We start from the raw sequence: 21,101 nt of genomic DNA, 5'->3' as shown, positions 1-21,101 counted from the left end.
GCGGGTATCTGAATCTGTTTACCAGACTGAAGATCCCCACAATGTTTATCGTAAACAATTGTACATTACGTAATGTGCGCTACTTAACGTTTGTTCGTTTTTTAAATGATCTTTACTCAACAAGCGTCCGCTGACCTGACTTAACTGACAGCGCCTGTTAAAGGGCCCCTACCAACCCTTCGAATATAACTTGTTACAAATCATTCGCACTTCTACTCCCAAAACGCTTGCGTTTGATAGTAATTCGTATTTATACTGGCATCAGTTTCTTAACGACCCTCAGGTGAGCTTAAATGTACGTATGTATCTGCAAAGGAGTAACTGACCGCGACATCGTTGCTGCTGCCGAGCAAGGTGCAACCCGCATGAGTCAGCTAAAAGAATGCACTGGCCTCGGAAGCCAGTGCGGAAAATGTGCACGCGATGCCAAAGCTATCTTTAACGAAGCCAAACAGACCGCCGCTCAAATGAGCCACCTCTTCTCTGCGGCTTGAGCAGCGGCGCCTGATAAAACCATTCGTTACGATTTCGACCTGCGTTAAGCCATAAATACCTATCATTTATGGCCAAATATCCCCCAAATATGGGACTGAAAGCTAAATCGTTTTCAGTCCCTTATTTTTTTCACCCCAAAGCTCCCTAATCGTTTGACTCGGGCCCGAATCAGTACCCAGAATAGAGTCATATTCACCCACAGGGAGACGCTGGCAATGAAAGGCGACGCTAAGGTTATAGAACACCTCAACACAATTCTGGCCAATGAACTGGTGGCCATTAATCAGTACTTCCTGCATGCACGCATGTATAAAGACTGGGGACTCAAGAAGATTGCAGATCATGAGTACCACGAGTCCATTGATGAAATGAAACACGCTGATGTTCTGATTGAACGCATTCTGTTTCTGGAGGGCTTACCTAACCTGCAGGACCTGGGTCGCCTCATGATTGGCGAGAACACCAAAGAGATGATCGAGTGTGACCTAAAGCTTGAGATGAAGGCCATTCCCGACCTGCGTGACGCCATCTCCTACTGTGAAGAAGTCAAAGACTACGTCAGCCGTGACATGTTGAACGATATTCTGGAATCTGAAGAAGAACACGTTGACTGGCTTGAAACTCAACTGAGCCTGATTGATAAAATTGGTATCGAACGTTACCAGCAGTCGCAGCTGGAAGAAGACGACGACTGATTCAGTCCATCACCAACAAAAAAGCCCCGTCAGATACAACTGACGGGGCTTTTTTGTTGTGGCAGGAGCTCTCAGACAAGAGCCCCTCTTGCTCAATCAGTACAGAGACATCCAGTCTGCCTTCAGCATACCCTCACGAATACGCTGCGGGTGGTTACCCACATCAATACGCTTGATCTCTTCGCGAGTCGCGTAGTTGATGACAGATACCTGATCCGTCTCACTCCACGAGATCAGGCAGTTTTCGCCACTGCGGTCAGATACTGCCCAGTACGCCTTCTTGCCCAGCCCTTCAAGAATCGTGTATTCGAACGTTTCGCGATCAACAATGGCTGCATAATCATCCATAGTTCCGGCAACACAGAGAGCAGAGTCATCAGCACTCATGGCCAAACCGTGATGCGCCGAGTCATTCACGTAGTAAACCTTAGGCAGGTATGGAACCATGTTAGGCAGCTCTGCCAGACGGGTGATGGTCTCGGTTTCCATGTCAAACTCCACCAGCCCGTGCAGGAATGACAGCTGGAAGTAGAAGAAACGGTAATCACTGGTGTGTGCCATCGGACGGATAGACGGGCTCAGATCACCCAAACCCGCTTCTTCAAGTTTCGCCTTGATATCGATGTCTTTAACGATCTCTTCGGCCTCTGTGTCATAGACGATGAACTTTCGCTCACCACGGGTTGTATCGCGCAGAACCTTGCCGTCAAATGGCATAAAAACGAAACCGATACTGGAGTGGTAAATGTACTTACCATCATCAGAGTAGAGGTTCTCATGCGGTGAATTACCGGTAGGGAAGCGTCCTTCTTCTTCGCCTGTGTACACATTCAGCAGATGAACAACACTGCCTGTCGACGCCGATACCGCCACCTGAGTACCGTCCGGAGACAGCGCCATGTGGTCAGAGCGTGCCCCGTCAACTTCAAAACGCCATACAATCTCGCCGTTATCCAGATCCAGAGCGACAACGTCAGCAAAGCTAGGGCGGGAGACAATCAGCAGTTCACCATCGTTGGTGCTGTACATGTCATCGACGTATTGGTCGTTACCTTCACCAATCAGCTGTCGAATACCAAGGAAAACCGTGTAGCGCCAGAAATCTGCTTTGATTTCTTCCATACGCTCTTCGTAATCGGGGATACCATTCACACGCCCCAGAATTTCGTAGTTATCGCCATCAATCACATCGATGGTGCCGTCCCAGTTGTTGCCAACGAAAATGGCTGGGCGGAGCCCGTCCGAGTAGTCCGGCTGCTCAACAACCTCTTCTTCCTCTTCCACTGGAGGCGAAGGAAAAAGCCAATCGAACCAACCCGCAGATGCAGGAGCAGAGAATACGGCAGCCGCTGACGCAAACGCCAGTGTCAGACCTGTTTTACGGAAGTTCATAGTAACCCCAGATATATATCGTTATTTTTATAAGTTGTGATACTACACAGTTGGATAATGCTACTGGCACGCAAGTGCTGGCTGCAACCTATTGGCCAGATAAGCCATAGCCCAAAGGTATTCTGGCGTGAAAAGTGGTGTTTCCGGATTCACCGCACACCTGTTACCCCTCACCTCAAATAATGCCCCGATATCGAGCACCCGCACCACAAGGTTACATACACATGCACAAGAACTGTTTTGGGGCCTAAACACATTCACTACCTCCCATTTATTTCTTCTTTAACTCTTGCTACTCAACCGTTTGAAAAATAGCGTTTTTTTAAAATTATATTTCTCACATTTAAAAATTTAGCCCACTAAACACTTCAAAAACTGGCCTGCACGTTGCAATCAATAATTCAAGGCACAGAGAAAAAGCAGCCCATAATTCGCTGACAGAGCAGACGACTGCTCTCTCATGACAGGCAGGAGACGTTATGTCTGACGACTGGCAAGAGACATTAAGCTTCGCGAGGAATATTCGCCGCGAACTGCATCAGCGCCCGGAATTAAGCTGGGAGGAGCATGGTACCGCTGAAACCATTCGCAAGACGCTGACAGCACTGGGGATTCGCTGGAGAAAATGCGCAGAAACCGGCACGGTTGCGGTATTAAATGAGCACGGCACAACGCCGGCGATTGCGCTGCGAGCCGACATCGACGCGTTGCCGATTATTGAAGACTCTGGAGCTGAATGGTCCTCTACCCACTCGGGCTGTATGCACGCCTGTGGCCACGATGGGCACACTGCCGCCCTGCTTGCCACCGCTCGCTGGCTGAAACAGCACGAATCTGAATTATCCCGCCAGGTTATTTTACTCTTTCAACCCGCCGAAGAAGGCGGCCACGGTGCGCGCGAAATGATTCGCGAAGGTGCCCTTGAGGGCGTCAGTGAAATATACGGCTGGCACAACTGGCCAGCCCTGCCGTATGGCACCATGGCATGCCCAGACGGGCTCGTCATGTGCGGCAACGGAACGTTCGATATTACTCTTAAAGGCAAAGGCGGCCACGCCAGTCAGCCAGAAATCTGCACCGATGTCGTATTGGCAGGCTCGGCAATCGTTGTCGCTATGCAGCAGGTTGTCAGTCGGCGATTGCCTCCACAAGCGAATGCCGTGGTCAGTATCACGCAGTTTCACGCCGGAAATGCCCCAACCGTACTCGCAGACACAGCGACCATAGGTGGCAGTATCCGGGTTCCGGATGAAGCTACCCGGGCCCTGGTAAACAACGCGATCAGCGAAACCGCGACCAATACAGCGGCAGCCTACGGCGTTGAGTGTGAAGTGACACATCACGGACGTTATCAGGCAACGATAAATCACTCAGCTCAAGCGCAGACATCGCGTGCGACATGGACAGAGCTGTATGGCGAGAAAGCTCTCGACCACGGCCGCCCGATGCCGGTCATGGCGTCAGAAGATTTCAGTTACTACTTACGGGAAATTCCTGGTGCGTTCGCACTGATCGGCAGCGACGACGGTCGCCGTAACCCGTATCCATGTCATAGCCCACATTACGACTTCAACGACAGATTGATCGAAGACGTCTGTCGTTGGTTCTGTCGTTTAACGGGGATGCGCACTCCACCCTGAGGTCTGACTCACTCCGTAAAAAATACTATTAACGAGAGGATCAGACTCATGACTATTTTTGAGCAGCGCGAATCAAATGTGCGCGGTTACAGCCGCGTATACCCTGTTACTTTTACGACCGCAAAAAACGCACGTCAGACCGACGATACAGGTAAAGAATATATCGACTTTTTTGCCGGCGCAGGTGTGCTGAATTTTGGCCACAATAATGAAGCCATGATTAATGCCATGATCGAGTACATGAAAAACGATGGCGTTCTTCACAGTCTGGATATGCAGACCAGTGCCAAAGCGGAGTTCATGCAGACGTTCACAGATCTGATTCTTGAGCCACGCAATATGCCTCATCGCATTCAGTTCATGGGGCCAACAGGAACGAATGCGGTGGAAGCGGCGATGAAAATTGCACGCCGTGCGACCGGCCGGACAGAAATTTTGGCATTCAGTCAGGGCTTCCACGGTATGACACTGGGCTCACTGGCAGCCACGGCTAACGAGTATTTCCGCAACGCTTCCGGTGTGCCACTGAATCACGTTCGCCACGAAGCATTCGGCTGCGAAGTCCCCTGCAATGGCTGTAATCAAGGATGTGGTCTCAGCTCACTTGATCACCTGCGAGCGCGCTACCTGAATACCTCAAGCGGTATGGCCAAACCAGCGGCTATTTTACTGGAAACCATTCAGGCTGAAGGTGGCGTCAACGTCGCCAGTAAAGAATGGATGAAAGGCGTCGCGTTACTGGCAAAAGAATTGGGCGCCGTACTTATCATTGATGATATTCAGGTCGGCTGTGGCCGTACCGGCAATTACTTCAGCTTCGACGACCTCGGTGTCATGCCAGATATCGTCTGCATGGCAAAAGGTGTAGGCGGTATCGGTACACCAATGGCAATGAACCTGGTCGACCCTGAGTTGGATAAACACTGGTCACCGGGCGAGCACACCGGCACGTTCCGTGGGCAGAACCTCTCTTTTGTTGCTGGCAAAGTCGCCCTCGATTATTTCCGCAATGACGACTTAATGAAGGAGGTAAAAGAAAAAGCTACGTTAGTCGATCAGTACCTTCAGCCGTTACTGCACGCAGATAAAAGCCTGCAGCTACGTGGAAAAGGCATGATTTTTGGTCTTGATATGGGCTCGGGCGAACGCAGTGCGGCCGTAGTACAGGAGTGTTTTAAAAAGGGATTAATTATCGCGGCCTGTGGCACCGGCGGCAAAGTGCTGAAAATTATTCCGCCACTGACCATTCCCAAATCTGATCTGATTTCTGGTCTGGAAATCCTGACTGAATCTGTCCGCAGCGTTATGGAGAAAGCCGCATGATTGATCGTGATGATATGACTTTTCCGCACGAAGAGTACGTGCGCCGGATCGAAGAACTACGCCAGCGGATTCAGGAACGACATCTTGATGCAGTGGTAATTTCTGATCCTGAAAACATCATGTACCTGACGGATTATCAAACCACCGGGTACAGTTTTTTCCAGGCCTTAGTCGTACCACTTGAAAAAGAGCCCTTTATGATTACCCGGGCGCTTGAAGAGTCCAACGTTATTGCCCGAACCTGGGTAGAGGTCACCCGCCCCTACCCGGATACCGGTGATGCCATTCAGATGCTAGTCGACGCCCTGCGTGAATTTGGTCTGGCCAATAAGCGCATTGGCTACGAACGTAACAGTTACTTCTTCCCCGCCTACCATCAGGATGTGATTCACACCTCACTGAAGGACGGTAAGTTACTGGACTGCTTCGGCATTGTTGAAGAGGGGCGCGTCTGCAAGTCCGCCGTTGAAATCGACATAATGAAGCGCGCGGCCATCGCCACTGAAGCCGGCATGGTCGCAGGTATTGATGCCTGTCATGCCGGCGCCACCGAAAATGAAGTCGGCGCAGCCATCAGTGCTGCTATGTTCCGCGCCGGTGGTGAATTTCCTTCGGTCATGCCTTACGTGACGTCCGGCCCGAGAACCATGATTGGCCATGCCACCTGGGAAGGTCGGGTGATCCAGCCGGACGAGCACGTTTTTCTTGAGGTCGGCGGCTGCTACCGCCGTTACCATACGGCCATGATGCGCACCGTCATGCTCGGTAATATGCCGGACTCGATGTATCAGGCGCAGGAGACCATGAAAAAGGCACTCGATGCCGTGCACAATATTGTGCAACCCGGAATGACTGTCTCAGACGTTGATAACCTGGTGCGCAATATTATTTCCGACAATACCGTGGGTGCGCGTCTGATTACCCGCTCAGGGTATTCCATTGGCATCGCCTTCCCACCCAGCTGGGATGAAGGCTATATCGTCAGTCTGAAACAAGGAGATGGAACCGTGCTTAAAGAAGGCATGACCTTCCACCTTATTCCATGGATGTGGGGGGTTGATGGCGACAAAACCTGCGGTATTTCAGACACCATTCACGTCACCGAAGACGGCTGTGAATCTTTCTTCACCCTGGATCGCGATTTCACGGTAAAGCCTGACGAAACCAAAAAAAATGGTGCCATTGATCTTGGCTCAGCGCGATCAAAAAAAGGCGCAAAAAGTAAGTCATCCACTGCTGAAAACGACAAAGATGCAGCTAGCAAAACCGATGCTACGGCTTGAGGAGGAATGACCATGCTTAATCCAATAAACCCAACAACCGGAACAGCTCTGCCTGAAGTTGAATCACTGACGCTGGCAGAAGCTGAAGACACCATAGGACAAGCGGTCGCGGCAGCCCCTGCATGGGCGGCTATGAGCTACAGTGAGCGAGCAAAGTGCCTGATTAATATTGCCGCCGACATGCGTGAGTCAAAAGATGAACTGGCGCAGTTGATGGCGAAAGAAATGGGGAAACCTCTGCGCGAAGGTCTTGGTGAAGTCGAAAAATCAGCATTTTGTGCAGAATACTATGCCGACAACGGCGAAGCCTTTCTTGAACCAGAGACATTAGCCTCGGATGCGACGGACAGCTACGTCTGCCACCAGCCACTGGGAACCGTCCTCGGAATCCTTCCCTGGAATGCGCCCGTCTGGCTGGCGCTCAGATTTCTTGCTCCGGCGCTGATGGCCGGTAACACCTGCGTGATGAAACCCGACCCGAATGTGCCCGAATCTGCAGCATGCTTAACTCGCATTTTTCAGAGAAACCTTCCAGACGGTGTAATGCAAAACCTGCCGGTTACAACCGAACTCGTAGGTGATGCCATCGATCATCCGGGTATTAAAGCCGTCTCATTCACCGGTTCAAGTGGCGCGGGCCAGAAAGTCGCAGCGCGGGCTGCGGCGGGCTTAAAACCTGCCGTTCTTGAACTGGGCGGGTCAGACCCCTGCATCGTTTTAAACGATGCCGATATTCAAAAGGCCTGTGACGTCATCACACTGTCACGCATGATCAATGCCGGTCAGTCCTGTATCGCGGCCAAGCGTGTCATTGTTGAAGCCGGCGTATACGACGATGTCTGCCGCGAATTAACGCAGCGCTTCAGCGCACTTGAGCTCGGTGATCCATCACAGGAAAACCAATGCATCGGCCCGATAGCGCGCGAAGATTTACGCGACCAATTACACAGTCAGGTAATGCGCTCTATTCAGGATGGGGCTAAATGCCTGACTGGCGGTGAAAAACCGGACATGCCCGGCTTCTTTTATCCCCCTACGCTGCTGGCCGGTGTGACTTCTGAAATGGCCGTGTTCCGCGAAGAAACCTTCGGGCCCGTACTCGCCGTTTGCAAAGCAGCAAACCTCGATGAGGCTCTGACCATTGCCAACGATACCGAGTACGGCCTTGGTTCCAGTATCTGGACTGGTAGTGAAACCAGTGCTCAAAGAGCCGCTCACGAATTAAACGCAGGCCAGGTAGCCATTAACGGTATCGTCAAAACAGATCCCCGACTCCCGAGTGGTGGGATAGGAAAATCCGGTTACGGACGGGAGCTAGGGCCACACGGTATTCGAGAATTCGTGAATATCAAACAGATCTGGGCAGCCTGATAGACAATAATGGGAAAAGGATCGAAGTGATAAAACCAAAACCACCGGAATACTTACCGCGACACGACGCAAGTACGTCCCTGTAGTCTCGAATGCAGCATCCCTGCTGCACACGGTCACGGTAAGTATTCAAGTGGTCTTTCATATTCCGCACGTTATGGATGCTCAAATTTCTGTTTTCCGCCACTGCTGAGCAACCGTTTATGGCATGGACGCCATAACCGAGCCTACATGGATGTATTCACGGCGAGTTGCAAAGTAGTGACGGAAAACAATAGCTCCTAAAAGTTATCAGGCGACAACCGTCAGGTCAGCACTACCACGACCATTTTTACGTGCGCTGTCAGCGACCTCATCGAGGAAATCCTGCCCCCAGTGAGCAATGTCGTAGTAACTGACAACGTCATAGGCTTCATTCAGGCGTGCCGCCGCATCGTCTGGATGCATCGACAAGGCGAAATAACAGGTCTCTGCCATTTCCGCAGGATCATGCGGGTTACATAATACAGCGCCCTTAACTTCAGCAGCGGCACCGGCAAACTCTGACAGTACCAACACGCCTTTGCCCTCAGTTTTGCCCTGAGTTGCAACATATTCTTTAGCAACCAGATTTAAACCATCACGAAGTGGCGTAATCCACATAACATCGGCCATCGCGTAGTAGGCCACCAGCTCTTCAAACGGAACAGCCCGGAAAAAGAATTGCACTGGCGTCCAGCCGACATGGGCGTACTTGCCATTAATACGACCCACCGCTTGCTCAATTTCGTTCTGCAGCTCGTTGTACACCGTCATTTCTTTCGCAGCGGGGACACACACAGTCACGAGTGTCACTTTACCGTGCAGCTCTGGATGATCTTCCATAAGCCGTTCAAAGGCCTCCAGCTTAGCGGGTATCCCTTTTGTGTAATCCAGACGTTCGACTGACAGAACAAGTTTAATACCGTGCAACTCTTCCCGTAGCTCCTGCATACGGTTCTGAATTTCAGGTTTTTCTAACGCCGTATCAACGCGTTTCAGATCCAGACCAACCGGGTGGGCACCCAGGCGGATGGTTCGATCATTGACTTTAATCTCAGTCGTCATTTCATCCAGGCCCACGGCGCAACCGTAGGTCAGGAAGCGTGGCGCACAGCCAGATTTTTCAGTCACTTCAAACGGCATGACACCTTTTGCTACATCAATAAAGTTTTCCGACTGACGTGGAATATGGAAGCCAATGTAATCGCATTGCAACAGACTACCGACAATTTCCTTTCTCCACGGCAGCACATTAAATACGTCAGCGGAAGGGAAATACGTATGGTGGAAAAATGCGATATTCAGATCCGGGCGGATTTCACGCAGGTACGCTGGCACCATCCACAAGTTATAATCGTGCAGCCACACGGTTGCACCTTCTGCAGCTTCTTTAGCCGTTTGTTCAGCAAACTTGCGGTTCACTTCGCAGAATACATTCCAGTGCTCTTCAACGAAGCTCGCTCGCTCCCAGAAGGTATGCAAGGTTGGCCAGAAAGCTTCTTTGGAGAAGCGCTTATAAAAAATGTCGACTTCGTCTTTCGTCAGCCCAACACGCGCGGCTACCAGATTAGGGTACTGTTCTTTATCGACCTCGGTATGAACTTCAAATTCTTTCAACGACGGGTCTGTGATCGACCAGGCAACCCAGGCGCCTTTTCTTCCGTCTTTAAAGAAACTGGCGAGTGTCGGAATAATACCGTTGGGTGAACGGTGATTACGGCGTTTCATCTCGCCATCTTCGATGTATTCTTCATAAGGCAGGCGGTGATAGACAATTACCAGATCGGAACCACCGGGCTCAATGTCATCGCGTCCTTCGGCATCAATACCCTCAACACCTAAAAAACCGAAGTGACTGATGGCCTCCAGAATGCCACCAGCACCCGGTGCCGATGCGTGATATACGCGGGCACGGCCTTCTGTCGCTTCTGTTAAGCCTTTTTCGGACTCGCCTACGCAAACACCGATAAAATCATACTCGTACATCGATAAATCGTTCAGGGTGTCACCCGCCACCATCACATCGGCTTTGTCGATATTGAGGTGCTCAACCAGCGCGGTCAGCGTCGATCCTTTATTCACGTTGCGCGGCAAAAAATCCAGATAGAGGTCTGCTGAATACAGTACGTCGCAATCGAGTTTCTCACCAATCGCCTCAAGTTCCTCGCGGTGCTTTTCCATGATATCGGGTGCAACAAAGTACGAGCAGCGACGTTCCTGTGGAACATCCTGACGGACCAGCCCTTCTATGTGCTCTACCGCTGCATGAATTGTGTACTCACCGGGCCACTTATCATCAATACGCGACTGTACTTCACCAACCGGGTGTAGGGTCTCGCCATTGACGACGGTGCAGCCAACATCACAGATGATATATTCAGGCTGAGGAATGGTTGGGTCAGCCAACAATGGCATGACCGACTCAAGGCCTCGCCCGGTAACAAAAATAAGATCAATATCCGGGTGAGCAGCAATCAATTGATAAAGTTGCTGGCGTTGCTCCTGCGAGCCACCAAGAAAGGTTCCGTCCAGATCTGTTGCGAGTAACATAATTTTCTCCGCTGTCCGCACCGCTCGTACTTCAATCGATCATCTGTGCCGACTGCAGTGCGGGTTAATTAATAACCAGTTATGCGACCGCGATTATTTAGATGCTCCGGGATACCGCCGGGTCAGGGCGGCAGGTAACACCGGGCGACTGCACGAATGCAATCTGACACAGCCGGAGCTTTTCAGCTTTGAGCTGCCTGAGACGGAGGTGGTTCCCTACTCTCCTCATGAATGTCTGACTCCCCACTTGTTCCATGTGCTACGTCCGGAGCCAGATCCGGCGACTGTTCACTGTCATCCGGATGCATTTCCAGAGCAGTGGGCGTCGTTCTTACCATAGGTACGAACTGTGCAGGCTCACCTGTCGTCTCGTCCTTCTGTCGTTGATGCATTTTCCATACCGCTACCATAAACAGAGTGCCCTGAACCGCAGCAAAGTACACAGGCAGTGCACTCGCGCCGGTCATAGACATCAATTGTCCACTTAATGCCGGGCCTATGGCTGCACCAATACCGTGCACCAAGAGTAACGCACTGCCCCCCGGAAGAATATCGCCGCTTTCCAGATGATCGATCAGGTGAGCGACGGCCACCGGGTAAACTGCGAAAGCCAACCCACCGTACAAGGCGATAGCGGCATAAAGAAATTCCACCGAAGCAAACGACGCCGGAATAATTAATAAGGCAGACACAGCAGCTACGCCAACGATACCAGCAAGAACCCGGCGGCGATCAAACCTGTCGGACAGGCGCCCCACCGGATACTGCAATAAAGCCCCGCCAATAATGCCCGCAGTAACAAAGGTCGCCACCTCAGACGTAGGTAATCCAATCCGTGAGGCATAAAGCGCACTCATCCCCCAGAATGCCCCCATCGCAAGTCCCGAGAGAAACGCGGCACTGATCGCCAGCGGAGCAATACGCCAGAGAAAGCGTATCCCTAAACGCTTAACCTGCTGAACTTCCGGAGGACCAAAACGTGTGCCCGTTACAGGCACCAGAGAAAGCGTCACCAATACCGATGCCAGTGCGAAAAGCAGATAACTGGACGCCGGCGCTAGCGACATAAATTGCTGAGAAACCGCTAATGCCCCGAGGTTCACCACCATGTACACGGCAAACACCTGGCCACGATTCTGTGGCGGTGTCGTGGCATTCAGCCAGCTTTCAATCACGGTATAAAGAATGACCAACGCAGTGCCGGTCAGGACTCTCAGCCCGCCCCACGCCCAGGGGGTCGCGAAAGCATCGTGCAACAGCACCGACACAGACCCCACCGCCGCGCACATGGCAAAGGTTCGTATATGCCCTACACGACGAATCAGAGGTAACGCGAGAAAAGTGCCCACGAAAAAACCAACAAAGTAGCCCGACATAATCAGGCCCATTGCCTGATCACTGAAGGATTCTTCGCTGCCGCGGACAGCCAGTAATGTGTTGAGAAGTCCGCTGCCAAGTAGCAACAGACTGACGCCCGCCAATAATGACAGGACGGGCCGCAGTTGTTTGAGCATGTGATACTTACCTATGGTAATGCCCGCGCAATGGCGGGCCTCAAATACTTAACAGGTAACAGAGACTTCTTCGAGCGTCTCAGTATCAAGATAGCTTAATGCGACAGTGTTAAAGTTCAGATCCACAAAAACTTCACAGTAGTATTCGCCGTGACGCCACGCCATGTGGACACTGCTGTCATTACTGGAGTGCAGTTCAAAACGTCCATCAAAGGCCGGGTAGTTCGAGCGGAACTCCATTAACTTCAGCAAGCGCTTTACAACCGGGCTTGTTAACGATTCTTTGGCCTCAGAAAGACTGTAGTAGTGGCGGTTAATGTCACGTAATTCACCCGTTTCCTCCATCAGTTCTTCATCATTAACGCCCGCCAACAAACCAACGTAATACACCTGAGGAATGCCTGGTGTGAAGAACTGAATCGCGCGAGCGGCAATGTAAGCGTCATCGTTCTGCATCAGTGCATCGTAAAACGTACAGGTGATCTGATAAATCGCACCAACACTGTGAATATTAGCAGCTGACTTGCGCATAATCGGATCGGCACTGCGCTGCTGCAGGTTATCGATCAGAGCGGCAATTTTCTCTTCAGGCAGAACACCTTCGACATCAGGAATACAGATACCATCGTGGGTGTCGAGGACGGTGACCATATTACGAGGACACATACGCAACCAGTGCTTCAGATACACACTGTTTGCATCCAGTAGTGAGAACAGTACCAACGGTGGCAACGCAAAGCCATACGGATGCATATCACGACGACTGATGGCGTACTGATAACTGCTGTGATCATGAACTTCAGGCAAACAACGTGCACCGTGCTTTTGCGCCACCGAATTGACCCAATCGAGATTACGGTAAACGTCGGGTTCTACCAGAAAGCAGCTGCTTCCGACCCGCTTTGTGGTGTAGCCAAACGCATCAAGACGGAACAGATTCACACCTTTTGAGGCAAGGAACCCAATGTAATCTTCCATCAGTTCATAAGTAGCGTCGGCTTCATAATTCAGGTCAATCTGTTGCTCGGTGAATGTGCACCAGACACGCTCGGTCGAGCCATCGGCGAAGGTCACCTCACGGAAAGGTTCTTTCTCTTTGCGGATATGAATTTTCGCCATATCGTCCGGGGAAAACTCACCCATTTTATCGACGCGGACAAACAATTCAGCGTATTTCGATTCGTCCTTTTTCTGAAGAAAGTCCTTAAACTCTTCAGACTCGTCGGAAATATGATTTACGGTCAGATCAGCACAGATATCGAACTGCGCGGCGATACGCTCAATGTCTGCCCAACCACCATACGCGGGATCAACCTCTTTGTGCGTCAGAGGTGAAAAACCGGCATCCGCGTTAGACGGGTAGAATGGCAATATATGAACACCCCCGACGGCAGTACTCAGGTGCTGTTCCATAAAACCCGCCAGGTCTTTCAGGTCTTTACCAATACGGTCTGGATAGGCAATTAGTTGTACGGCATTCTTCAACGACATAGTGTCCTCCTCTCATTTCACCCTAACGCATGACACAGAGTAATCACCCCTTTATGGCGGATTGCGTCCGACGTTCTGGTCATTCTTGAGATAAAGGGAACTGATCAAGGTTCCTCATACTCTCTATTTCGTTCTGTTGCGCCCAAAATCTACCGCCAGAACCCCGGTCTGAAGCCATTCGTCAAAGCCTGACAAAGTAGCTATCCAATTGACCCGTATAGGGTTTTCGGGTATTTTCGCGAGCGAATGAAAAGACATATGTTATGTAGAGCCAGTACAGACACGATACTGGCCCAGGCCTGATTTGCAGGTCTATTCTCTTCATACAGACGAGCAGGTTCAGACGGATATCCCGTTCTGTATCGGATCAGAAGCTGGCTAATAAGGACACCCCTTGCTCCCGGCCTTCTGCCTGCATTGAAAGAGTATCTGAATTAAAGGCGATTCCCGAATGACGACAGAAAAGGTCGACGTACTGCTGGTTGGCGGCGGTGCAATGAGCGCAACCCTGGGCACACTGCTTCGCAGACTGGACCCATCCCTTCAAATTACCCTGGTTGAACGCCTCGACCACGTAGCCCACGAGAGCACAGACGGCTGGAACAACGCAGGCACCGGACATGCCGGATACTGTGAGCTGAACTACACGCCACAAACCGCCGATGGCGATGTCGAAATCGACCGGGCTCTGTCGATCAACGCAAACTTTGAAATTTCACTCCAGCTCTGGAGCTATCTGGTGCGTGAAGGCGGCCTGCCAGAGCCAAAAAACTTCATCAATACGACGCCTCACCTGAGTTTCGTCTGGGGTGAGGAGAACGTTGAATTCCTGCGCCGCCGCCATGAAAAACTGAGCGCGCACCACCTGTTTAAAGAGATGGAGTACTCCGAAGATCCAGCTGTACTGGAACAATGGATGCCGCTCGTAATGAAGGATCGCGATCCTTCAGAAAAAGTCGCGGCAACCCGTATCGCTCACGGAACAGACGTCGACTTCGGTTCACTGGCCCGTAACATGGTCAAGAACCTGCAGGATGATGACAACTTTACTCTTTGCCTGAATCACGAAGTGAACGACTTTGATCATGCCAAAGACGGAAGCTGGCACGTTCGCGTGAAAGACCGTAAATCAGGCAAATCGAAAACTATTCACGCTAACTTTGTCTTCCTGGGGGCCGGTGGCGGTGCTCTGCCGCTACTGCAGGCTTCCGGTATCGACGAGGCTGACGGCTACGGAGGCTTCCCGGTCTCTGGTCAGTGGCTGGTATGCAAAGATCCTGCGATCGTTGCTCAACACAGTGCCAAAGTGTATGGCAAGGCTGCGATTGGTGCGCCTCCTATGTCAGTGCCTCACCTTGATACCCGCATCATCAATGGCGAGCCCGCGTTGCTGTTTGGCCCGTTCGCGGGCTTTACCATGAAATTCCTGAAGTCTGGTTCTAAGTTTGATCTGCTGAAATCTGTCAGCGTCAGCAACCTGATGCCTATGATGGACGTCGGTTTCAATAACATGGACCTGACCAAGTACCTGATCAGCGAAGTACGCCAGTCTCATAAAGAGCGCGTGGGTACTCTGCGCGGTTACTATCCAGCCTGCAAAGCGTCTGACTGGACTCTGGCCCGCGCCGGCCAACGCGTACAGATCATCAAGAAAGACGCCAGCGGCCGCGGTAAACTCGAATTTGGTACCGAGCTGGTCGCAGCGAAAGACGGCTCGCTGGCCGCGCTGCTTGGCGCCTCTCCGGGTGCATCTGTCGCGGTACAGGCGATGATCGAGGTGCTGGAGCGCTGCTTCCCTGAGAAAATGGCATCAGGCTGGGATAAGCGTCTGAAGAAGATGATTCCTTCATACGGCGAGTCTCTGAAAAACGACGCAGAACTCCTCGGTCGTATTCGTTCAGAAGTTCTCAGTACACTGAAGATCGGCGAGTAAGCACTCGCGAAACTGAAAAAGCCAGGCATACGCCTGGCTTTTTTTGTTCTTGAGCGCCCACTTTATCAGTCGCTCTCATTTAAGCTCCTTGCCGGTTTACCTGCCTCATCGTCGCTATGCTTCTGAGACACCGCTTTCGTTTCCTGTTTAATAACGCCACCAAACTGCAGCACCAGAAAGTTAATCAGCGACAGGGTAATCGCAATTTCGTAATAGCTGTACGCCACGGAGACACCAATCGCTCCAGTGTTCCAGATACTCGCCGCTGTTGCCGTTCCCGAAACATTGCCGCCATTCTTCAGTATCGCACCACCACCAATAAAACCTATCCCTGTAATCAGGCCGTACATTACCCGTGCCTCAGCATCTGAGCCGCTATAAACCTGCATCGCCAGTAACATATACCCACAGGATGCCACAGACACCAGAGGAAACGTACGCAGGCCAACGCCTTTGCTTCTGAGTTCACGGTTTACAGCGACCGGTACGGCCAGTAAGAAAGCAATCCCAAGGTCCACAAAGTGATTTAACATTTGTGTCCATTCAAGCTCTGTCATGTAACTACTCCATTAATCTCTCACTATTGGGAGCACAAAGCATGCTACGAGGTTCCTCTCAGTAGCTACTGGACAGTCCTGGTACAAACAACAGGCAAAAAAAACGGCACCTAAAAAGGTGCCGTTTTTGAACTGCAGAGTTGTGAGTCTTATCCGAAGAAGGAAATCATCACACCTGCCGCAACTGCTGAACCGATTACACCCGCAACGTTCGGGCCCATCGCATGCATCAGCAGGAAGTTCTGGCCGTTGGCTTCCAGACCCACTTTGTTCGACACACGTGCCGCCATAGGTACAGCAGAAACACCCGCTGAACCAATAAGTGGGTTGATAGGATCTTTAGACAGTGCATTCATGATCTTAGCCATCACGACACCTGCCGCAGTACCCACCATAAAGGCAACCAGACCCAGAACGATAATCGCCAGAGTGCTGCCATTCAGGAAGGCGTCAGAGCTCATTTTGTAGCCTACTGACAGACCCAGGAAGATGGTCACCATGTTGATCAGTGCGTTCTGTGCAGTATCGCTCAGACGCTCTACCACACCAGATTCTTTCATCAGGTTACCGAAGCAGAACATACCCAGCAGCGGTGCCGCTGAAGGCAGCAACAGTGCAACCAGAATCAGTACCGCGATCGGGAAAACGATTTTCTCGCCTTTTGTCACCGTACGCAGCTGTTCCATCTGAATCTTACGCTCAGCTTCTGTGGTCAGTGCTTTCATAATTGGTGGCTGAATCAAAGGAACCAGCGCCATGTATGAATAGGCCGCAACCGCAATCGCACCCAGCAGTTCAGGAGCCAGCTTAGATGCAATAAAGATCGACGTCGGGCCATCTGCACCACCAATAATACCGATCGCAGCTGCCTGCTGAACGGTGAAGTCCATCAGACCCGCATCGGTCAGTAATACCGCACCAGCAACGGTACCAAAGATACCAAACTGAGCAGCAGCACCGAGCAGCAGTGTTTTCGGGTTAGCCAGAAGCGGACCGAAGTCAGTCATAGCACCAACGCCCATGAAGATCAGCAGAGGTGCAACACCACTGGCAATCGTCACGCTATAGAAGGTGTAGAGCATGCCGTTTTCAAAACCAGCTTCTTTACCCAGCAGGAGTGCCTTCTTATACAGCGCGGATTCGGCACTGTGATACGCATCCAGTATATTGTGCACAGTCGCATCAGCCGCCAGACCAAACAGGTCACGGAACTGAGCAAGCAGTGCAGGATCAGCAGAACGGATTGCACCTTCAGCCGCAGACCAACCCAGTCCGGCACTCGGGATGTTTACCATCAGAGTACCAACAGCGATTGGCAGAAGCAGAAGTGGTTCAAAACCCTTCTTGATGGCCAGGTACAACATACCGAAGCCAACCAGCATCATGAACGCCTGGCCTGGCTCAATGTGAGCGATACCAGTGTCATTCCAGAGTCGGAGTAAACTTTCCATCAGTCAGCTCCCATTAACCCAGTGTGTAGAGGGTGTCACCCACTTTAACAGCAGCACCTTCGGTGGCTGTCACACTGCCGATGGTGCCTGAGCGCGGTGCACGCACCTCAGTTTCCATCTTCATGGCTTCAAGGATGATGACAACATCACCTTCGCTAACGGTCTGACCTGGCTGAACCAGTACCTTCCAGACGTTACCAGCCAGTGGCGCAGAAACAGGATCACCGCCGCCCGCTGCAACCGGAGCAGATGTCGCAGCACCCGCGTTGCCTGAATCACCACCGAATGACATTGGTGCGCCATTTACTGGCTTAAGATCAGTCACATCGCCGCCGTCATCCACTTTCACAACGTATTCGTTGCCATCAACAGTGACAGTAAAGGTGTCTTCATCAGCGCCTTTTGGAGCTGGCTCAAATGCGTCTGGGTTATTACGGTTCTCAAGGAACTTAGGCGCGATCTGAGGGAACATAGCGTAGGTCAGAGCGTCATCGATCTTGTCGGCAGACAGCTCGATACCTTTCTCAGCGGCCAGCTTGTCAACGTCAGCAATCACTTTATCGAGTTCGTTCTCGATCAGGTCAGCTGGGCGACAGGTAATTGCTTCTTTGCCTTCCAGAACACGAGCCTGAAGCTCAGCATTCATAGCGGCAGGTGCTGCACCGTATTCGCCTTTAAGAATGCCCTGAGTCTCTTTCGAGATCGACTTGTAACGCTCGCCAGTCAGAACGTTCAGTACTGCCTGAGTACCAACAATCTGAGACGTTGGAGTCACCAGAGGAATATGTCCCAGATCTTCACGTACACGTGGGATCTCTTTCAGAACTTCGTCGAACTTGTCAGAAGCGCCCTGCTCACGCAGCTGGTTTTCCATGTTGGTCAACATGCCGCCCGGCACCTGAGCAACAAGAATACGGCTGTCTGTGCCGCGCAGCGCGCCTTCGAACTTAGCGTACTTCTTACGAACATCACGGAAGTAAGCAGCAATTTCTTCGATCAGCAGCAGGTCCAGGCCTGTATCGCGATCGGTGCCAGCCAGAGCAGCAACAACAGATTCGGTTGCAGTATGGCCGTAAGTCATCGACATAGAAGAAATAGCAGTATCGACGCGGTCAATACCCGCTTCGATCGCCTTCAGGATGGTCATATCAGACATACCTGCTGTCGCGTGCGCGTGCAGCTGAACTTCAAGATCAGTCTGTGCTTTCAGGCGTGATACCAGCTCGTATGCATCGTATGGGGTCAGGATGCCTGCCATGTCTTTGATGGCGATAGAATCAGCACCCATGTCTTCGATCTGTTTCGCCAGATCAATCCATGAATCCAGTGTATGTACCGGACTGGTGGTGTACGACAGCGTACCCTGCGCGTGTTTACCTTGTTTCTTAACAGCTTTCAGTGCTGTCTCAAGGTTGCGCGGATCGTTCATTGCGTCGAACACACGGAAAACGTCTACGCCATTGGTAGCCGCACGCTCTACAAACTTCTCTACAACATCATCAGCGTAATGACGGTAGCCAAGCAGGTTCTGACCACGCAGCAGCATCTGGTGCTTGGTCTTTGGCATTGCTTTCTTGAATTCGCGGATACGATCCCATGGATCTTCACCGAGGAAGCGGATGCAGGAGTCAAATGTTGCGCCGCCCCAGGACTCAAGTGACCAATAACCAACCTGGTCGAGTTTCTCAGCAATAGGGAGCATGTCATCAATGCGCATGCGGGTCGCCAGAATAGACTGGTGAGCGTCACGCAGGACGACGTCGGTAATACCTAATGGTTTCTTAGAATCGGTCATGGATGATGGCCTTTTCTTCCGTAAACGTTGTTAATTAACGTTGAGTTCTTCTTATACCGTGCCTTACTTTTGGCGGGCACGATGCTCTTTTACTGCCGCAGATAATACTTTCAACAACTGCGGATCCACCCCTGTGGTCTGTGGCGCTGCGGCGGGTTTTGCCGCGGGCACTTCTACCTCAGGAGCAATTTTGTTCACAATTCTGGACATAGCAGCGGTCACGAACACGAGCATTGTCAGAAAGACAAAGACGACGCCCATACCGAAAATCATCAGCTCCAGACCTTGTGATACGACGCTTGGCTCAGCCATGCAGGCGCTCCTCAAAATGGTCTCTGTGGATCTCTCCGTATCCGTCGGTCAGACACAAACTGTCCTGCCACGGAGTCCGGCAAGCTGCGCTAGAGTACTCAACTTGACCAGCCAAAGCAACCGCCTAAAACGGCCACAGCCCGCTCACACACTGGTCGGCAGTAGCATGAACGACAGTAGCTCGCGTATACTCGCGCGCCCTTTACAGCGTTTCCTCTGAGATCACCCGATGTTCGCCAGCAACCTTCCTTTTACAGATACAAAGCGCCCTTATATCGCCCTCGCGCCCATGGAAGGTCTGATGGATGGAACATTTCGCGAACTCCTGACCGCTGTCGGCGGTATCGATCACTGCGTGACTGAATTCATCCGCGTCACGCAGCAGGTATTCCCGTCGAAAGTTTTCTACCGCCTGTGCCCTGAACTACATAACGGCGGACGCACACTCGCCGGGACACCAGTCCACGTGCAGCTACTTGGCAGTGATCCGGAGTTGATGGCTGGCAATGCTGCGAAAGCCGCTGAACTCGGTGCACTAGCGATTGACCTGAACTTCGGCTGCCCGGCAAAAACGGTTAATCGCAGCCAGGGCGGCGCTGTTCTGCTGCAATACCCTGACCTGCTGAACCGCATCGCAAGCGCAGTGCGCAGTGCTGTTCCTGCGCACATCCCCGTCAGTGCGAAAATGCGCCTCGGCTTCAAAGATAAAAGTCTGGCACTGGAGAATGCATCCGCACTCGCATCCGGCGGAATTCAATGGTTAACCGTTCATGCACGTACGAAAACGGAAGGCTATAAGCCCCCGGCCTATTGGAAATGGATCGCTGATATAAAGCAGGTAATTGATATCCCGGTACTCGCCAACGGCGAAATCTGGACGCCAGAACAAGCCCACCAATGCCAACAGGAAAGTCAGTCTGATCTTCTGATGATCGGACGTGGGCTGGTCGCGACGCCCGATCTGGCACGAATCATCAAAGAACCCGATTATCAGCCAATGACCTGGCATCAACACCTGGGGTTACTTGAAACACTTTCAGAGTCGCTGGAGCACTTAACAGACAAGCAGCTCACGGACCGGTTGAAACAATGGCTACACTATTTTTCGATGCACTCGGAAACGATTAAGTCTGTATTCGATAGTGTAAAGCGCGAGCGTTCGAGGGAAGCGTTTTTCAGTAAGATAAGGTTGGCATCTGAGTCAGACCTGTAGAGGGTCGCACCCACCTGACTGGAGGCCTGACTGACCGCCTGACTGACCCACTAGTGCAGGTCAGC

16 protein-coding genes are annotated in these 21,101 nt (G+C 51.7%); 8 read left to right on the top strand and 8 right to left on the bottom strand.

Annotated elements, in window-relative coordinates; all coding sequences use genetic code 11:
• Window positions 1-293: 293 nt before the first annotated feature.
• Window positions 294-494 carry a (2Fe-2S)-binding protein gene (locus B2R29_RS00645; protein ID WP_068435260.1) on the top strand — a complete coding sequence of 67 codons (201 nt, stop codon included), beginning with the start codon at window positions 294-296 and terminating at the stop codon, window positions 492-494.
• 216 nt (window positions 495-710) lie between these two features.
• Complete coding sequence (gene bfr / locus B2R29_RS00640) at window positions 711-1,190, top strand: bacterioferritin (protein ID WP_301179325.1); 480 nt, start codon at window positions 711-713, stop codon at window positions 1,188-1,190.
• Between the two features lie 96 nt (window positions 1,191-1,286).
• Here bfr and B2R29_RS00635 read toward each other — a convergent pair whose 3' ends face one another.
• Window positions 1,287-2,582 (bottom strand): YncE family protein, encoded by a 1,296-nt coding sequence (locus B2R29_RS00635; protein WP_301179324.1) that lies wholly within the window; start codon window positions 2,580-2,582, stop codon window positions 1,287-1,289.
• Window positions 2,583-3,061: 479 nt separating this feature from the next.
• Between B2R29_RS00635 and doeB2 the strand changes: the two genes are divergently transcribed.
• From doeB2 to B2R29_RS00615, 4 genes are read left to right on the top strand one after another with little or no spacing between them, the layout of a single operon-like run.
• The gene (gene doeB2, locus B2R29_RS00630; RefSeq protein WP_301179323.1) at window positions 3,062-4,222 is read left to right on the top strand and encodes a N(2)-acetyl-L-2,4-diaminobutanoate deacetylase DoeB2; all 1,161 of its coding nucleotides are present in this window, start codon (window positions 3,062-3,064) and stop codon (window positions 4,220-4,222) included.
• A 48-nt stretch (window positions 4,223-4,270) separates the two neighbouring features.
• Window positions 4,271-5,545, top strand: coding sequence for an aspartate aminotransferase family protein (locus tag B2R29_RS00625; protein WP_301179322.1), 1,275 nt, complete (start codon window positions 4,271-4,273; stop codon window positions 5,543-5,545).
• Window positions 5,542-6,828 carry an ectoine hydrolase gene (gene doeA / locus B2R29_RS00620; RefSeq protein WP_301179321.1) on the top strand — a complete coding sequence of 429 codons (1,287 nt, stop codon included), beginning with the start codon at window positions 5,542-5,544 and terminating at the stop codon, window positions 6,826-6,828. Before B2R29_RS00625 ends, doeA begins: the two co-directional genes overlap by 4 nt.
• 12 nt (window positions 6,829-6,840) lie before the next feature.
• Complete coding sequence (locus B2R29_RS00615; protein ID WP_301179320.1) at window positions 6,841-8,199, top strand: NAD-dependent succinate-semialdehyde dehydrogenase; 1,359 nt, start codon at window positions 6,841-6,843, stop codon at window positions 8,197-8,199.
• Between the two features lie 291 nt (window positions 8,200-8,490).
• On the opposite strand, the gene ggpS is transcribed toward B2R29_RS00615, so the two are convergent.
• From ggpS to gtfA, 3 genes are all read right to left on the bottom strand, one after another.
• Complete coding sequence (gene ggpS, locus B2R29_RS00610; protein WP_301179319.1) at window positions 8,491-10,770, bottom strand: glucosylglycerol-phosphate synthase; 2,280 nt, start codon at window positions 10,768-10,770, stop codon at window positions 8,491-8,493.
• Window positions 10,771-10,952: 182 nt separating this feature from the next.
• Window positions 10,953-12,284 carry an MFS transporter gene (locus tag B2R29_RS00605; RefSeq protein ID WP_301179318.1) on the bottom strand — a complete coding sequence of 444 codons (1,332 nt, stop codon included), beginning with the start codon at window positions 12,282-12,284 and terminating at the stop codon, window positions 10,953-10,955.
• 48 nt (window positions 12,285-12,332) lie between these two features.
• Entirely contained in the window at window positions 12,333-13,775 is a 1,443-nt protein-coding gene (gene gtfA, locus B2R29_RS00600; protein ID WP_068443236.1) for a sucrose phosphorylase, read from the bottom strand.
• Between the two features lie 451 nt (window positions 13,776-14,226).
• Between gtfA and mqo the strand changes: the two genes are divergently transcribed.
• Window positions 14,227-15,708, top strand: a complete 1,482-nt coding sequence (gene mqo / locus B2R29_RS00595; protein ID WP_301179317.1) for a malate dehydrogenase (quinone) — start codon at window positions 14,227-14,229, stop codon at window positions 15,706-15,708.
• A 65-nt stretch (window positions 15,709-15,773) separates the two neighbouring features.
• On the opposite strand, the gene B2R29_RS00590 is transcribed toward mqo, so the two are convergent.
• The 4 genes from B2R29_RS00590 to B2R29_RS00575 all read right to left on the bottom strand — a co-directional run bounded on the left by B2R29_RS00590 (window position 15,774) and on the right by B2R29_RS00575 (window position 19,823).
• The gene (locus tag B2R29_RS00590) at window positions 15,774-16,265 is read right to left on the bottom strand and encodes an MgtC/SapB family protein (protein ID WP_301179316.1); all 492 of its coding nucleotides are present in this window, start codon (window positions 16,263-16,265) and stop codon (window positions 15,774-15,776) included.
• A gap of 149 nt (window positions 16,266-16,414) precedes the next feature.
• Window positions 16,415-17,716, bottom strand: a complete 1,302-nt coding sequence (locus tag B2R29_RS00585) for a sodium ion-translocating decarboxylase subunit beta (protein WP_301179315.1) — start codon at window positions 17,714-17,716, stop codon at window positions 16,415-16,417.
• A 13-nt stretch (window positions 17,717-17,729) separates the two neighbouring features.
• Complete coding sequence (gene oadA, locus B2R29_RS00580) at window positions 17,730-19,511, bottom strand: sodium-extruding oxaloacetate decarboxylase subunit alpha (RefSeq protein WP_301179314.1); 1,782 nt, start codon at window positions 19,509-19,511, stop codon at window positions 17,730-17,732.
• A gap of 63 nt (window positions 19,512-19,574) precedes the next feature.
• Window positions 19,575-19,823 carry an OadG family protein gene (locus B2R29_RS00575; RefSeq protein ID WP_301179313.1) on the bottom strand — a complete coding sequence of 83 codons (249 nt, stop codon included), beginning with the start codon at window positions 19,821-19,823 and terminating at the stop codon, window positions 19,575-19,577.
• A 229-nt stretch (window positions 19,824-20,052) separates the two neighbouring features.
• Between B2R29_RS00575 and B2R29_RS00570 the strand changes: the two genes are divergently transcribed.
• The gene (locus B2R29_RS00570; RefSeq protein WP_301179312.1) at window positions 20,053-21,036 is read left to right on the top strand and encodes a tRNA dihydrouridine synthase; all 984 of its coding nucleotides are present in this window, start codon (window positions 20,053-20,055) and stop codon (window positions 21,034-21,036) included.
• Window positions 21,037-21,101 lie beyond the last annotated feature (65 nt).

Origin of the sequence: Thalassolituus sp. UBA3500, from assembly GCF_002377545.1 — a bacterium.
Taxonomy (GTDB): domain Bacteria; phylum Pseudomonadota; class Gammaproteobacteria; order Pseudomonadales; family Oceanobacteraceae; genus Thalassolituus.
This window is presented reverse-complemented; position numbering and strand designations above follow the sequence as displayed.

Coding starts and splice junctions, on each gene's coding strand:
- B2R29_RS00645 (WP_068435260.1), top strand. CDS start 294: ATGTACGTATGTATCTGCAAAGGAGTAACTGACCGCGACATCGTTGCT.
- B2R29_RS00590 (WP_301179316.1), bottom strand. CDS start 16,265: ATGACAGAGCTTGAATGGACACAAATGTTAAATCACTTTGTGGACCTT.
- doeA (WP_301179321.1), top strand. CDS start 5,542: ATGATTGATCGTGATGATATGACTTTTCCGCACGAAGAGTACGTGCGC.
- B2R29_RS00570 (WP_301179312.1), top strand. CDS start 20,053: ATGTTCGCCAGCAACCTTCCTTTTACAGATACAAAGCGCCCTTATATC.
- oadA (WP_301179314.1), bottom strand. CDS start 19,511: ATGACCGATTCTAAGAAACCATTAGGTATTACCGACGTCGTCCTGCGT.
- B2R29_RS00605 (WP_301179318.1), bottom strand. CDS start 12,284: ATGCTCAAACAACTGCGGCCCGTCCTGTCATTATTGGCGGGCGTCAGT.
- doeB2 (WP_301179323.1), top strand. CDS start 3,062: ATGTCTGACGACTGGCAAGAGACATTAAGCTTCGCGAGGAATATTCGC.
- bfr (WP_301179325.1), top strand. CDS start 711: ATGAAAGGCGACGCTAAGGTTATAGAACACCTCAACACAATTCTGGCC.
- B2R29_RS00585 (WP_301179315.1), bottom strand. CDS start 17,716: ATGGAAAGTTTACTCCGACTCTGGAATGACACTGGTATCGCTCACATT.
- B2R29_RS00625 (WP_301179322.1), top strand. CDS start 4,271: ATGACTATTTTTGAGCAGCGCGAATCAAATGTGCGCGGTTACAGCCGC.
- ggpS (WP_301179319.1), bottom strand. CDS start 10,770: ATGTTACTCGCAACAGATCTGGACGGAACCTTTCTTGGTGGCTCGCAG.
- mqo (WP_301179317.1), top strand. CDS start 14,227: ATGACGACAGAAAAGGTCGACGTACTGCTGGTTGGCGGCGGTGCAATG.
- B2R29_RS00635 (WP_301179324.1), bottom strand. CDS start 2,582: ATGAACTTCCGTAAAACAGGTCTGACACTGGCGTTTGCGTCAGCGGCT.
- gtfA (WP_068443236.1), bottom strand. CDS start 13,775: ATGTCGTTGAAGAATGCCGTACAACTAATTGCCTATCCAGACCGTATT.
- B2R29_RS00575 (WP_301179313.1), bottom strand. CDS start 19,823: ATGGCTGAGCCAAGCGTCGTATCACAAGGTCTGGAGCTGATGATTTTC.
- B2R29_RS00615 (WP_301179320.1), top strand. CDS start 6,841: ATGCTTAATCCAATAAACCCAACAACCGGAACAGCTCTGCCTGAAGTT.